The organism is Shewanella fidelis ATCC BAA-318 (assembly GCF_000518605.1).
Classification (GTDB): domain Bacteria; phylum Pseudomonadota; class Gammaproteobacteria; order Enterobacterales; family Shewanellaceae; genus Shewanella; species Shewanella fidelis.
The window spans coordinates 91595-105675 of sequence record NZ_JADX01000020.1 but is presented as its reverse complement, the minus strand read 5'-3'; the positions used below and the strand labels follow the sequence as shown (position 1 = coordinate 105675).

Here is a 14081-nt window from a genome sequence, read left to right as displayed (position 1 = left end):
AACATGGCAAATATCGTTCCTTTGAATTTTGAGCACCACCTACAAATGCGAGTAATAGAGTCTAAAGATTTTACTCGATTCGCAAGTCAGCACCTTATTCCTGTTGTATTTCATGAATTTCATCACCTAGCATCAGAGTTTCCTCTAGTATTTGTAAAAAATACAGAAACGGGCCAGTTCATTCCCGTGGCTATGATGGGTATAAAGCCGGACATAAATTTGTACTGCCAAAACTCAAACTGGCCAGCAAGTGTTTACCCAAGAGGGTTTAATAACGCTCCTTTTTCTTTGGTAAAGCCTTCTAAAGATGAGGACAATGTTCTTGTATGTATAGATACTGAAAGCCCATTAGTATCAGCAGATGATGACTCTGGGCATCGCCTATTTAATGACGATAACCAACAAAGCGAATTTTTAAAAAAACGAACTGAGGCATTACTTGAAGTCGCAGCTTTCACCGAACAGACTACTAACATTTGCCAATTACTCGCATCTAAAAACCTCTTCACAGCCAAGCAACTAACAGTAAAACTGTTAAAAAACGAGCAACCGATTAATATTGATGGTGTTTATGTTATTGATGAGCAAGTACTAAACCAGCTAGAGGATGAAGACTTCTTATCTTTAAAAAGAAATGGCTTGTTGCCACTTATCTATGCTCACTTAGTTTCTTTGCAACAGATTGGTCGCCTGATTGAGAAGCAAAATCAATACGATTCAAATCATTAACCACAAACGTAAACTAAATCGCAGAAAGTAAGAGAGACTCTGCTTTCTGCGCAATTCTAGCTACCTACTTTATCAAACAGGTAATCAGTCTATGCAGCAAACTATTCCTAGGAAAATTACAATTGTTGGCGGCGGAACCGCAGGCTGGATGAGTGCAAGCTTATTACACCATGCTTGGGGACACTTAGGCTGTGAAGTGTTAGTTATCGACTCTATCGACATCCCAAAAATAGGCGTGGGTGAAGGCTCAACGCCTGCATTAAAGCGCTTTTTCGAAACCTTAAATATTGAAGAGTCAGAGTGGATGCCTGCATGCAATGCCACTTATAAATGCGGCATCAGTTTTCCAAGTTGGACTACACATTCAGCAAACAACCATTATTTTCACCCATTCTATTCAGATGTAGATCTCAAAACAGGTAAAGCTTTTATACACAATACAGATCTAAGACGACAAGGGGTCAATATAGACGCCCACCCAGACCATTATTGGCTGCAGAGCTTTCTGGCTAAAGAGTACCGTTCGCCAAAATCTGTCGCTAAGTTAAACGGTACAATGGAATATGGTTACCACTTTGATTCAGCCTTACTAGGAGAGTACCTTAAAACTAGAGCTAAAAAACTGGGAGTATTGCATGCTAGCGACACAGTTGAGCAAATAAATACAGACCAAAACAACAATATTACCCAGCTAATAACTCAATCGGGGAACATAGTTACAAGCGAGTTATTTGTCGACTGTACTGGGTTTAGCTCCCTCCTAATAGGTAAAACTTTAGCTGCCACTTATCACAGCTATTCTGATGGGCTACTTAACGATTCTGCAATAGCGATTGCATCATCTATTGATCGCTCTATGCCAATTCCACCATACACTGAATCTGCTGCGTTAAGTGCTGGTTGGGCATGGAGAATTCCCCTAAGTAGCCGTTACGGCAATGGGTATGTCTATTCATCAAAGCACATCAGCCCCGAAAAAGCAGAAGCTGAGTTAAGAGAGCATATAGGGCCCACTTGCAAAGATATGCCTGCTAAACATATTTCAATGAGGCTAGGACGTGTCGAAAAACACTGGCATAAAAATGTGCTTGCGGTGGGGCTTTCCCAAGGTTTTATTGAACCATTAGAAGCGACAGCACTGATGTCTGTGCAATTTACTTTAGAAGAGTTTATCCAACATTATTCACTCGATAATTTATCTCAACAAAATAGCTTTAATAGTAAAATAAATACGATGTTAGATAGCATTAAAGATTACATTCAAGCTCACTATTTTTTAAATACTCGAAACGATAGCCAATACTGGATTGACGTACGCAATGAACAGGCTTGCTCAAGCAAGCTACGCCAAATTATTGCGGCTTGGGATCAGCCACTTGCAGATATGGAAGAAATACTAACGGCTACGGATAGTAAAAGAGCTTATCTTACCCCTAGCTGGTATTGTTTATTGGCAGGAAAAGCCCGCTTTAATCAGCAAGTAGCAGATATTCCCGACGATAAAAGAGTCGTTAATCTAGACAATATTAAGCGTTATTTTAATATTGTCACTCAACACTTCCCATTACATAAACATCGAAATTAGTGGCTTACCGTAAAATGAGCTTACAGGCGATCATTAAACTGTTTGTAAGCCATACATCTTAATTTTTTCAAGCAACGGCCTTTGTTCTGGTAGATTATCAACTAACTGCTTTGTAACTTGTATAAGCCTTTTCTGGTAGTTTTCCAGCTCTGTTAGCTCGGCATTCATCTCAGTAGTTTCTTGTGTTGAAAAGTGCATACCATAAAGCACGTAAAGATAATTCTCTAAATCAAAAACTTCAAACTTACTAAAGAAATCCTCACGATTAGGAACAAAATTATGCCAAAGTGCTAATCGTTGCTTAAGTTCATCAGACATAGTTGCAGGATCGCGATTATCTATCCAAAATTGTGAATCAGTACGATCTGATAAACAATAATGTAACTTGATAAAGTCAACAACCCGCTCCCATGCATACTCCATAACCTGATTGAATCTGCTACTCATAGAAGTCAACTGTTGTGTCGACCTTGGGAAACGGCTAGCTAAAAACCCTGCCGCGAAATCAGTTAGCAGAATTGATGTTGCTTCCAAAGGCTCCAGAAAGCCTTGAGCAAGACCTAAAGCCACGCAGTTCTTTTCCCAAGAACGGGCTCGGTAGCCGACTGTCATAGGGATAGTTCTGAATTGGTGTGCGCTTAGCTGTCCATTAAGATAAGTATCTAGCTTTTTAACAGCGGTTTCATCGTCCATATATTGAGAGCTGTAAACAAATCCAACACCACGACGAGTACTTAGGGCAATATCCCATATCCAACCGGCTTGATGCGCAGTTGAAATAGTAAAAGGCGGTATCTTCTCATCAGCCAAAGTCGGCACTTGTACAACAACGGCTTTATCAACAAATAATTGCTCAGCCTTGTTGTTAAACGGTACTTTTAGCGCCTTGTCTATTAATAATGATGCGAAACCACTGCAATCAATATAAAAATCAAAATCTAAACATCCGTGACTATCTGTCACTAAAGATTTGATCTCGCCTTCATTGCCTAAGATCACCTGTTCCACATTAGCTTTAAGATGATTTACACCAAATCGTGTTTTGGCATTTTCTGCGAGTAAGTCTGCAAATTTCGCAGCATTTAGGTGATACGCATAACCAAGCGAGCCAGAGTACTCAACGTCACTTATATTTTTAGGCGCTTTGTAAGCTTCACAAACTGCATGTTGCGGTGAGACATTTTCAGCGTAAGCTCGGTACTTATTGGCAAGCCACTTCTGAGTGAGCTCTTTACCCATTACTGGCGGCATATCAAATAAGTGATGGTAGAAGTTATTATCACCATGGCTATCTTTATCTAGCCAATTAACAAACTTTATCGATTGCTTAAACGTTGCATCACAGCGTGTTATGAACTCAGCCTCACTAATTCCAAATTTTTTTAAAGACTGACGAATAGCTGGCACAGTGCCTTCTCCAACACCCACGGTTGGAATGTCAGGTGATTCAATCAAAGTAATCGATAGCTGTTTATTATCAACACCTACAAGGCCTAAATGATTTGCTGCTAACCAACCAGCCGTACCGCCACCTACAATAGCCACTTTAAGAATATCCATAGCTGCCCTCAATAAATGCTGAAAAACATAACACTCAAAATACCATCTAAGACTCTGAGTTTAAACAATAATAACTTAACAAAAAGCCCAGCTATTGCTGGGCTTTTACATACATATTATCTTTTATAAATTAGAAGCGGAAAGCTACACCAACTTTATAACGTGCTTCACCTTCAAAGCTCCATACAGGATAGTCAGCTTTAAACTCTGGGATAACTTCTGCATCAAGCGGAGCAACACCAGTTTGGATGCTGTCTTCTTCTGTTAGGTTAACAGCTTCAAACGTCACGTCCATCCACTCAGTCACACTATATGAAGCACTTAGATCAAGTGTTCCATAATCTTCGTGTTGACGGTTACCGTAGAAACCTGGTAGTTCACGCATCATGTATTCACTACGCCAGTTATACGCTAAACGAGCAGAGAAAGACTCCATTTCGTAGTAACCCACTAAGTTAACAGTGTGCTTTGAAGAGTCAGAGAACACACCAACTTGATCTGGGTAGTTTTCAGCTGGTGAACCAGCATCTGCATACGTATAGTTTACAGAGTAGCCTAAGCCGCTCTCAAATGAGTCTTGTAACTGTAGTTCTACACCTTCAATACGACCGCCTGTTGCGTTGTACTTTTCACTTACAGTCCAGCAATCGTATACGCCTACACCACATGCGCTACCGCCTTGGGCGATAAGGTCGTTATCTTCAATACCAATTTGCTGATTAAGCTTTTGGCGAGTAGAGATGAAAGAGTTTACATCTTTAATAAAGTAAGTTATTGCAGCAAGACCTTCACCACTAAAGTACCATTCTAAGCTAACATCAGCCTGAGTTGCTTTAAATGGATCAAGTGATACAGAGCCACGGTTTAGCTTTTCGTTACCAGGAGTACCGTCATTCAAGCCTGGTAGTGTTGAAGTTGCAAATAACTCTGAGTAGTTAGGACGAGAAATAACCTGGGCTGCAGACGTACGCAAGATTAGGTCTGAAGTTAAGTCAAATGCAACGTTAATGCTTGGTAGTACATCGTCATAGCTAGACTTAGCAGTGCTAAGGTTATCAGCGAATTGGCCTGTGTTACTTAACTCATAATAATCAGATTCAACATCCGTTGAGATATAACGTAGACCGAAGTTACCGCGAATACCTTCTGACTCGAAGCTAGCCATTGCATACAACGCAAGGTTCTTCTCGTTCAACGTACCATAACCAGACTTATCACGCTCGAAACCAGTGATAGCAGCATTAGCGTCTGCAATCATAGCATCGAAATTCGGCTTAGGTAGAGTGAAGCCTGCACCAGAAGACATAGTGCCACTGTAGTAATGTGAAGCATCACGTACAGCAATATCACCAACTGTTGCGATATCAGTCTGCTGAGTCACATCATGATCAGCATAACGAATACCCGTCTTAAATGAAGTGATTGCACCTAGTTCAACAGGAATAGTAAAGTTTAACTGCGCATAAGTTTCTTCATCAGTGTTAGGCTGTTTCTTTAGTGCCCAAGCAGCTGACGATAGTTCACCGTTAAAGTCTTCAGCTCCAAAGTGCTTGTTCGCAATATCAATATCAATAACTTTACCAGTCGCATCATAATGACCTGCAAAATCACCCGGCTGACCAATAGAGTTACCGTAGTTAGAGGTTAAGCTAGTACCACCGTCAGACGTTGTATTACCAATACGACCATCAACAGTAAAGTTTTCCGCTTCAAAATTAAAATCAAAATCGATTGTATCTGAAGTCATTTCAGCTTCACGAGCCCATGTTTGAGCCCAAGCAAATCCGCCCTCACCTGTGTGGGTAATATCAGTACAAACACCGGCTGCGTTTGTTTGATTACAAGTACTAACGCCTTGTTGTGTAGGGAAAAGGAAGATAGAAGTGTTGGCGTTATTCGCTTTTAGATCTAGCGCAGTATAAGTTAAACCAAACTCAAGTGCTTCTGTTGGACGATATTGCGCTGCAACATTGAATGCTGTGCGTTCACGATCTTGTTGGAAAGTAGATGGAACAATTTCACCCCAACCAAGTAACGTTTCAATACCGTTACGTTGATATTCAGTTTGTGAACCCGCACCAGCGACTAAAATACCGAAGTTTTCATCTTCATTTTTCCAGCTGTATAAGCCTGATAACTCAGGATCAATCTCTTCTGAAATTGTACCGTAATCACCTTTTGCACTAACAAACACTGTATTTGAATCAAGATCTAATGGCTTACGTGTTTTTACAATAACTGTACCACCGATACCACCTTCAGTGATATCTGCCTGAGACGACTTATAAACTTCAATACCACTTACCAATTGAGGCGGAAGTAATGAGTAGTTAAAACTACGGTCAATAGCTTGTTGGTCAAACCAACCTGTCGATGCAACCGAATGTCCATTAAGTAAAGTACGAGTCAGCTGGCTTGAAGCGCCACGAATAGAAACTTGCTGACCTTGACCAAACTGACGGTTTACAGCAACACCTGGAATACGTCCAAGTGACTCACCCACATCGCCATCTGGGAACTTACCAATATCTTCTGCCGTTACAGCATCAACTACTGAGTCAGAAAATCGTTTCGCATTTACTGACGCTTTCATAGAAGCACGCATACCACGCACTTCAATTTTCTCAATATTTTCATCTGCTGTAGGTGCAGAATCCGCTTCAGCAGCAACAGCAGACATAGAGACTGCAGTTCCGAGCATTAGCGCAATATTTGTAGCTAGTACACTTTTCTTAAGGTTTGATGGTCGCATCTCGTTTTCCCTTCCATAACTTATTATCTTTTTTTATATCCATAACCATTCCCCAATCAGGAATGACAACGCTGTCATGTCTAGTGCAAACATTACACAATTATTAACAGCTGCGCCACAACAAAATAACCATAAGCGCACGCCAATCGAAATCGAGTAACAAAAGTTTAGCCTTACAATATTAATTATTAATTAAATACAGTAACTTAAGTTATGTAAGAAAATGTGACCAACAAATAGATTTTTTTTCTATGACTTGTAAAAACAGAAAAAGTTAACTACTTCTCATTGCTAAATGAGTTAAAACTTCGCACTATATCGTTATATCTTATGGCTAAATGCCTTTAAAAACGTCTGATGTTAAACAAGTGTTAGCTTGATTTAACTGTATGCAATGAGTCAAAAACGAGAACACGTTTAATGAAAGTCACCATAAATGATGTCGCTAAACATGCAGGCGTATCGATTAAAACTGTATCCCGAGTAACTAATAATGAGCCGTCTGTAAAGCAGGTAACAATAGATAAGGTAAACTCTGCAATTAAGGCGCTAAATTATCAGCCAAACTTAGCAGCTAGAAATCTTGCAGGAACTAAATCGTACGTAATTGGGTTTATCTATGATAATCCTAATGCCTATTACATTATCGATATGCAAAATGGGATTTTATCAGCCTGTAAGGATCTCGGTTATGAGTTGCTCATTCACCCTTGCAATTCAACAGCAGCGAATATCTGCAAAGAGCTCACCGACTTAGTTAAACATAATCGTTTATCAGGCTTAGTACTTACCCCACCACTGTCAGAAGATCCTGTTATTTTAGCGGCATTAGACGAAATAGACGCCAACTATGTGCGCATTATCGCGGGAGAAAAAGTAGATACCAATAACGGCTTAGCCGTATTAGTAAATGATAGATCCGGAGCGATTTCAATCACTCAACACCTCATCGACCTAGGCCATAAGCACATTGCATTTTTAAGCGGTGATCATGAACATGCTTCAACAAAAGAGCGCTTAGCTGGCTACAAACAAGCGTTAACTAATAACCAACTGAGTATTAATGACGATTTCATTATTGATGGAAAATATTCATTTGAATCTGGAGTACAAGGTGCAAAAGATCTGCTGAAGCAACGCACTAGACCTACTGCAATTGTAGCTTGTAATGATGAGATCGCTGCAGGAGCATTATTTGCTGCTCGGCTTGAAGGTGTGGATATTCCTGCGGAAATATCAATTGTAGGTTTTGAGGACAGCCCATTTTCGCGTCAAACATGGCCAAAACTTACGACCGTCCACCAGCCAAACGAAGAGATCGCACATATTGCTACAGAACTATTAATAGCTAAGCGCAAAGACAAACCTGCACAACTAGGTAAAGTTTTCTTACCTGAGCCTGTGATCCGAGACTCTACCACACAAGTAAGAGGCTAAAGTCTCATAAAGTTCACTTGCTGCTTTTTCGCATTACTTACATTACTTATTTTGATTGGTATTAGGTAATGCGAAAAGGCGCTCGCTGTTAAACTGCTTCTTCGTTCTCTTCGCCGGTACGAATTCTGATAACACGCTCTATATCTGTTACAAAAATTTTGCCATCACCAATCTTTCCGGTGCGGGCGGTATCAACAATGACCTCTAGTGCCTGCTCTAACAATTCATCTTGAATGACAAGCTCAATTTTTACCTTAGGCAAAAAGTCGACCATATACTCTGCGCCACGATAAAGTTCAGTGTGTCCTTTTTGGCGTCCAAAACCTTTAACCTCAGAAACAGTCATACCGGTGATCCCGATATCAGCAAGTGATTCGCGCACATCATCTAACTTAAATGGCTTAATAATGGCTTCAACTTTTTTCATTTTAATACTCCCTAAGAACCTGCTGAAAGACGCAATTTAATTGCGCAGTAGCTTACCACGCGGTAACAAAACTCTGAAGTCTAAAGTGATTTAGTGCTGTAACTAATGAATAGCTATTCAGATATACCAATAAACTATTAATTCCCACTGACGTTAACTAAAACCAAGTCTATACTTATCATGTGTAGGTGTATTTACAGGATGTAAAATAACCTATTGCTCAAGGAGGAGTACTTATGCAGATTAAGTCTGTAGGGGTTACCGTCTTAGAAATCATGATCACAATGTCAGTTGCCATGATCCTAATATCTGTGTCTCTACCATCATTGAAAGCATTTTATGCTCACGCCCGTTCCGACTCAAATATTCGTAAAATACGGCAATCAATACAATTAGCTAGAAACCATGCTGTTGCCTACGGAGCAAGAGTAACCGTCTGCCCGTTGAAAAATAAAGCCTGCGTATCAAATTGGTTGGAAAATATAACCGTATTTACCGACTTGGGTGTCGCCAATCGGTTAGACGCTACAGATCAAATCATTCAGACTTTAGGGCCTTTTAACGCTAAAGATCATATTAGTTATAATCGAGCAGCTATCCGCTTTCAGCCTGACGGGCTAGCATCAGGGACCAACGGCACACTGCGTTATTGCCCTGATAGCAAAAACAGCCGATATTCACGCGCTGTTATCATAAGCCAATCAGGACGGGTGCGATATTCTAATAAAGTTGTACAATGCCCATAAAAAACAGCGCTATTTAACTAATAACGTTACTTTGCTAGTATGAAAGACTGATGTTTTTTAACAAAAATACTGCAACTAGGGATCTTTCATGCAAAAAAAACAATCAGGCTTTACGTTAGTTGAGCTAATGGTGACGATTGCTGTTGCAGCAATATTATTAACTGTAGGCATGCCATCACTAACTTCTATGTATGATGGCTATCGTGCAGAAAGTAATATACGTAGTATCCAACAGGCTATTCAGTTTGCTCGCAATCATGCGCTAAGCTATGGAACTCGTATAACAATATGCCCATTAAGCTCAACGAGTTGTGGTAGTAATTGGATCGGTGGCTTTAGCGTTTTTGTCGATAACGGCACACTAAACACCATAGACGGTACAGATCAGCTTTTGCTTGAGATCGCACCTTTTAATAGTAAAGACTTTATCGACTACGACCAAAGCACCATAACAATAGACAGTGATGGCTTTATTTCTAGTAACTTTAACTCAGGTCTATTGAGCTACTGTCCTAGCAGCAAGTCAAGCCCTGAATCTATGGCATTACAGCTTAGCATCTCAGGTAAAGTTAGATTTGCTACTGGTACAATAACCTGCAGCTAACCAAATAGCTTACTCAATGGGATACGATGCAGTCCCTCTTCAACACTACCGCGCTAAATTAGCATCGAGCTCTCTTGCTATTGCAGTGCTGAAAGATGCATGGCTCTCTACACACTCAACCACTTCTTTTATCAATGGTCTTCTTCCCGGTTGCGATTTAGGCACCTTTTTCATCGGCAGTCTCTGCATATAATAGTTCTTTTTTTCCACTGGCCAACGGTAAAGTGTCACTTGATCACCGATACTGGTGACGACATGACATTTAAATTCTTTTTTTTCAGAACCTTCGGCATGTACATCTGCAGCTATAAATGCAAAAACCATTAGGAAATATCGTATCATTGCCAACACTCCAAGGGGGTTCTCGCCCCAGTATCAGTAATCTGTATTGCAGTACAATTAGGATCTCTACTTGCTTGAGCGCCTAATGCTGTCGCGATAGCAACAAAACTGCCACTGCCTGTTGAATCGATACTATAGAAGCCATTCTCAACAATAAAAGGATCTGCTGCTAGCCCTAACTTTGTCATATCCGTTGCATATTGCCGATTATCTAAATAGTACTGCTCTTGTAAATTAGCCACTTTCATCAAACCGGATAAGCCGTCAGCCCGTGCTCCTTTTGCGACATATTCAACATAAGACGGATAGGCTAAACTAGCCAAAATTCCCAAGATCGCTACGGCAATCATCACTTCAATTAAACTAAAGCCTTTATTTTTCATAAACTACTCATTGATATAATAATAAATCCGATTAACCTTTGGTCCGCCACCAGCGCACTTGTCATCTCCCGGTAAACAGGTATCAGCCGTGTTGTTGGGATCATCGACTTTAATCATGTCATTGCCAGCCTTACCTATACCGATTAGATACATATAAGAGTCATCGTTACCATTTGGCGGGATCACCAACTGTGGCGTATCAGGAACACGTTCTCCCATTTCGATATACTCTCGGGTATAAGAACGAGTCCCCTTATGCAAATCAAAACCATAAAGCCTTCCCATGCCCGATATTAAACACTGGTTAGAAGCAGAAGTATCACCGGGAACATATGATGTAAAAAATACCCTTCCTTCAATAATCGTTGAAGCAGATAAGCTCTTTTCTCCCGCGTCACTGAAACCATAGAACCAACCACGTTTGCTACCGAAACTAATATTTTCATCCTCAGTACTCGGCGCTGCGCTTGTTACGTTGTAAAGATCCGTCAGGGTTAATGCATCAGGTACAGGGTTTCCTGTTACACCAAATGATCGGCTAACAACATTGCGATCTTGCAGGACATAAAACATATCGGCGCGACTTAAATCACTTGGGTGCGGACGATGTCCTGTACCTAATGTAACCGCATCATAAGGTACATTCTGGTATGTTTTAGTCGTTGTCGTTGTGCCGTTGACCGTCACACTCACCTCAGCAATATTTGTAAATACAGTTTGCGCTACAACAGGCTCAGCAAAAAAGCGTCTATCGTTGCTCAAACTATTACCGCCTAGATCAGCAAATTTATATGCGGTCCACGGGCTTGTAGAATCTGTTGGAGAACCAGATGGCAAGTCCATACGCCATACATTACCACCTGTATCAGAAGCGTATATCCTATCTCTAAGAGAGTCGCCGTCAGAGTCAAGTACGGCAACTGCATTAGGGATGCTGTCAACTATGCCAGGTAACGTTGTTGTACTTCCGCCAGACGTTGCTCCAAAAGAATGAACCAGCACACCAGTTTCTGCATCAACAATAAATACACCTCGAGCTTGCGTATCATCATGACCTACTGCAGCAGGATCTTTCGTTGATGGAGAGTAACCTGCACCAAAAATTATCACAGGTTTTGCAGTTGCTGGATCGGTATTGCCCGCAGGCCATCCTGGAATTTTAGTTACAACTGGCTCTGCCCACGTTTGTCCTAGCTCCCCCATCCCAGTTGAATCCGGATCGATTTTCCACATAAAACTCGGAGAGTCAGGATTCGAAATATCAAGTGCATAATAAGACTTACCGCCACGACGCATACCAATGAATAGCCAAGCCTTGTTGACGCCACCACTTGCATTTTGTTCGACATAAGCGACTGGCGAAGAATCTAATCCATAAACTGAATGAACGCCTGTTGGAATATTGGCACGTAACTCAGCAATATTTGACAGTAGTTCATAAGGCATAAATGCCCAAGTTTCCTCAACGTTTTCGCCCGTATCTTTTAGCATATGCAAAAAGCCATGGTTAGTGCCAACCAGCACTCTAATATCTTGAGCGGCCTGAGTTCCAAAGTTTATCGCTAAGGGCTTTGAATGGAGTGGATCACCGAAAATATCTTCTCTTTTATCAGTTGTGCTCGAGTCGTTATTATCATCGTCAACATCAACGCCTTTAGCCCAGTCAAACATTTCACTTAACTGACTAGAATCCACCCCCATAAAATCAGCTAATAAGGCTTCACTTCCCGCCATCGTCTGAGCATTATTTTTGCTAAAACTGGTTAACGCCCCATTAGTGCCAAAATTGCCATACAAGGTACGCGAAGCAGTATTTCTAATACTTAACGATGCCCCTCCGGTGCGCACGTCATTGCCATCCCCACCATTAGATGTAGCGGCACACACGGCGTCAGAAGTCCAATATGAACAGGCTGAAGATTTTAAATTGCCATCGGCATCAATCGCTAATGCACCGTTTTTATCAACGATATCGCCACTCCCTGTTACCTTAAATTTCTTGATATTGCCCATCCAACGAGGGCCTTTATTAGGCAAGAACATGGCGTAATACGCCGAATCAAATGTTTGTGTACGGTCAAAATTATTACTGGCTATTGAAGGAGAAGTAAAACTTGCATTGGTTTCCAAGATTTGTGAAAACACTTGTGACAACGCCGTTTGTAACGCTGATGCATCACTTGCAGCAAAGTATTTGCCGCCGCCAAGTTCAGCAGCTCTTTTCAAAATAGGCTCTGCACTTGCTGCACCATCACTAAATCCAATGGTAAATGTGGTAACAAACTGCTCACCATCAACGGCTGTATTGATATCTTTATTATTCATAATACTAGCAAGCGCCGGCAAATAGCTGCCATCAACGATGTTATTAGCGTCATAGCCATCTAGATCGTCGATAATACCGTTCGCTGCACTGTCGCGAGTCGGTGCGCCGTCGGTAATATAAACGACATAAGCTCTATCTGAACATTGACCACCAACGAAAGGTGATATGTATTTACCATTACTTTCAATACTGGTATCTCTAGCCGGTGAGGCACTGCCAGCTTCAAGTGCAAACTTTGGCGCACCGCCGCCAAAATAACGGTATGCCTCATATAAGGTTTCACACAGTGGTGTCCATGTCTCAGCGTTTAAATTACCAATGGTTGTTATTAACGACTTTTTTTGCACCGTATTCAGTCGTTTAATGCCAGAAATAATGCGTCCACCGTCATCACTGCTACCATTATTATAGTTAAATACTGCCAAGCCGAAATCGACACTAGGGGTAGTGACAACGGTATCCTCCATCACTCTTTGAGCGATTTCTAAGCGAGAGATATCCTGTTGGGATTTAGTGCTGTGATACCAAGTAACGTATTTTTCAGTGTAGAAGGTAACGGACTTACCAATACCAAAATTTGTTAATAGCGCTTTAGTTAGTGCTGCTGATTTTTGATCGGCAGATGAACTACCGGAAACCAAAGTGTATGGTTGAGGAGATGCTGATGTCCCCAAACTATCAACCGGCAATCCATCCGGTATGTTGTTGGCGTTTTTATAATTAACGGCATTTGAGTCTTCAAAATCTTCAAAACAGTCGGTATGGGTGATGGTTGTGGCTAATGTATCTGGTAATTCTGACCAAGTTCCATTTTCTCCAACAAAACTGTATTCACGGATAAAGCCAGTAAAAAAACCATACTCTTTTAGATATGACTTCGAGCGCTTACAACCATTAAACTTATTTTTTATGAAATTAGGGCTAGATAGCGAGGGAACCCCGGCACCTTTACTGTAATATAGCTTTGTTGAACCACCTAAACTCTCATCGCCACGTGGATAAAAAGAGTCCGTAGTCTCATCAGTACTCATACTGCCAGAATTGTCAAAGATAATTAAAACTTGTGGCCGAGAGCCTGATCGGGCGGTAGATTCAAATACATATAGCTCTGTATCATCACTGTAGCTTGTTCCCGATAGCACAATCGTAATAACGACTAATGCGCAAAATAATCGTTTCATTATCAACAT

General features: G+C 41.0%; 11 protein-coding genes. 5 read left to right on the top strand and 6 right to left on the bottom strand.

The annotated features are described in order from the left end of the window. Positions 1 to 3: 3 nt before the first annotated feature. Together L884_RS0110855 and L884_RS0110850 are read left to right on the top strand one after the other, a co-directional pair. On the top strand, positions 4 to 729 hold the full coding sequence (locus tag L884_RS0110855) for a SapC family protein (protein ID WP_028767536.1): 726 nt from the start codon (positions 4 to 6) through the stop codon (positions 727 to 729). Positions 730 to 820: 91 nt separating this feature from the next. Next, positions 821 to 2314 carry a tryptophan halogenase family protein gene (locus L884_RS0110850; RefSeq protein ID WP_028767535.1) on the top strand — a complete coding sequence of 498 codons (1494 nt, stop codon included), beginning with the start codon at positions 821 to 823 and terminating at the stop codon, positions 2312 to 2314. Between the two features lie 33 nt (positions 2315 to 2347). Here the strand turns inward: L884_RS0110850 and L884_RS0110845 are convergent, their stop codons facing one another. Both L884_RS0110845 and L884_RS0110840 read right to left on the bottom strand, forming a co-directional pair. Next, on the bottom strand, positions 2348 to 3874 hold the full coding sequence (locus tag L884_RS0110845; RefSeq protein WP_028767534.1) for a tryptophan halogenase family protein: 1527 nt from the start codon (positions 3872 to 3874) through the stop codon (positions 2348 to 2350). Between the two features lie 130 nt (positions 3875 to 4004). Further along, positions 4005 to 6626 carry a TonB-dependent receptor gene (locus tag L884_RS0110840; protein WP_028767533.1) on the bottom strand — a complete coding sequence of 874 codons (2622 nt, stop codon included), beginning with the start codon at positions 6624 to 6626 and terminating at the stop codon, positions 4005 to 4007. Positions 6627 to 7046: 420 nt separating this feature from the next. Here L884_RS0110840 and L884_RS0110830 point away from each other — a divergent pair, with 420 nt between their 5' ends. Beyond that, positions 7047 to 8063 (top strand): LacI family DNA-binding transcriptional regulator, encoded by a 1017-nt coding sequence (locus L884_RS0110830; RefSeq protein ID WP_028767532.1) that lies wholly within the window; start codon positions 7047 to 7049, stop codon positions 8061 to 8063. Between the two features lie 88 nt (positions 8064 to 8151). Here the strand turns inward: L884_RS0110830 and L884_RS0110825 are convergent, their stop codons facing one another. Further along, complete coding sequence (locus L884_RS0110825; RefSeq protein ID WP_012154353.1) at positions 8152 to 8490, bottom strand: P-II family nitrogen regulator; 339 nt, start codon at positions 8488 to 8490, stop codon at positions 8152 to 8154. Positions 8491 to 8726: 236 nt separating this feature from the next. On the opposite strand from L884_RS0110825, the gene L884_RS0110820 reads away from it, so the two are divergent. Next, entirely contained in the window at positions 8727 to 9236 is a 510-nt protein-coding gene (locus L884_RS0110820; RefSeq protein WP_028767531.1) for a GspH/FimT family pseudopilin, read from the top strand. An 88-nt stretch (positions 9237 to 9324) separates the two neighbouring features. Then, positions 9325 to 9840: a GspH/FimT family pseudopilin gene (locus tag L884_RS0110815; RefSeq protein ID WP_028767530.1), complete on the top strand. Its 516-nt coding sequence runs from the start codon at positions 9325 to 9327 to the stop codon at positions 9838 to 9840. Between the two features lie 45 nt (positions 9841 to 9885). On the opposite strand, the gene L884_RS0110810 is transcribed toward L884_RS0110815, so the two are convergent. From L884_RS0110810 to L884_RS0110800, 3 genes are read right to left on the bottom strand one after another with little or no spacing between them, the layout of a single operon-like run. Further along, entirely contained in the window at positions 9886 to 10182 is a 297-nt protein-coding gene (locus L884_RS0110810) for a TapY2 family type IVa secretion system protein (protein ID WP_051435606.1), read from the bottom strand. Further along, on the bottom strand, positions 10179 to 10565 hold the full coding sequence (locus tag L884_RS0110805; protein ID WP_028767528.1) for a type IV pilin protein: 387 nt from the start codon (positions 10563 to 10565) through the stop codon (positions 10179 to 10181). The genes L884_RS0110810 and L884_RS0110805 overlap by 4 nt, the downstream gene beginning before the upstream one ends. A 3-nt stretch (positions 10566 to 10568) precedes the next feature. After that, positions 10569 to 14081, bottom strand: coding sequence for a pilus assembly protein (locus L884_RS0110800; RefSeq protein WP_156925680.1), 3513 nt, complete (start codon positions 14079 to 14081; stop codon positions 10569 to 10571).

Excerpts from the sequence above, each read along its gene's own strand:
- L884_RS0110855 (WP_028767536.1), top strand. The coding sequence starts at position 4 with ATGGCAAATATCGTTCCTTTGAATTTTGAGCACCACCTACAAATGCGA.
- L884_RS0110850 (WP_028767535.1), top strand. The coding sequence starts at position 821 with ATGCAGCAAACTATTCCTAGGAAAATTACAATTGTTGGCGGCGGAACC.
- L884_RS0110845 (WP_028767534.1), bottom strand. The coding sequence starts at position 3,874 with ATGGATATTCTTAAAGTGGCTATTGTAGGTGGCGGTACGGCTGGTTGG.
- L884_RS0110840 (WP_028767533.1), bottom strand. The coding sequence starts at position 6,626 with ATGCGACCATCAAACCTTAAGAAAAGTGTACTAGCTACAAATATTGCG.
- L884_RS0110830 (WP_028767532.1), top strand. The coding sequence starts at position 7,047 with ATGAAAGTCACCATAAATGATGTCGCTAAACATGCAGGCGTATCGATT.
- L884_RS0110825 (WP_012154353.1), bottom strand. The coding sequence starts at position 8,490 with ATGAAAAAAGTTGAAGCCATTATTAAGCCATTTAAGTTAGATGATGTG.
- L884_RS0110820 (WP_028767531.1), top strand. The coding sequence starts at position 8,727 with ATGCAGATTAAGTCTGTAGGGGTTACCGTCTTAGAAATCATGATCACA.
- L884_RS0110815 (WP_028767530.1), top strand. The coding sequence starts at position 9,325 with ATGCAAAAAAAACAATCAGGCTTTACGTTAGTTGAGCTAATGGTGACG.
- L884_RS0110810 (WP_051435606.1), bottom strand. The coding sequence starts at position 10,182 with ATGATACGATATTTCCTAATGGTTTTTGCATTTATAGCTGCAGATGTA.
- L884_RS0110805 (WP_028767528.1), bottom strand. The coding sequence starts at position 10,565 with ATGAAAAATAAAGGCTTTAGTTTAATTGAAGTGATGATTGCCGTAGCG.
- L884_RS0110800 (WP_156925680.1), bottom strand. The coding sequence starts at position 14,081 with ATGTTGATAATGAAACGATTATTTTGCGCATTAGTCGTTATTACGATT.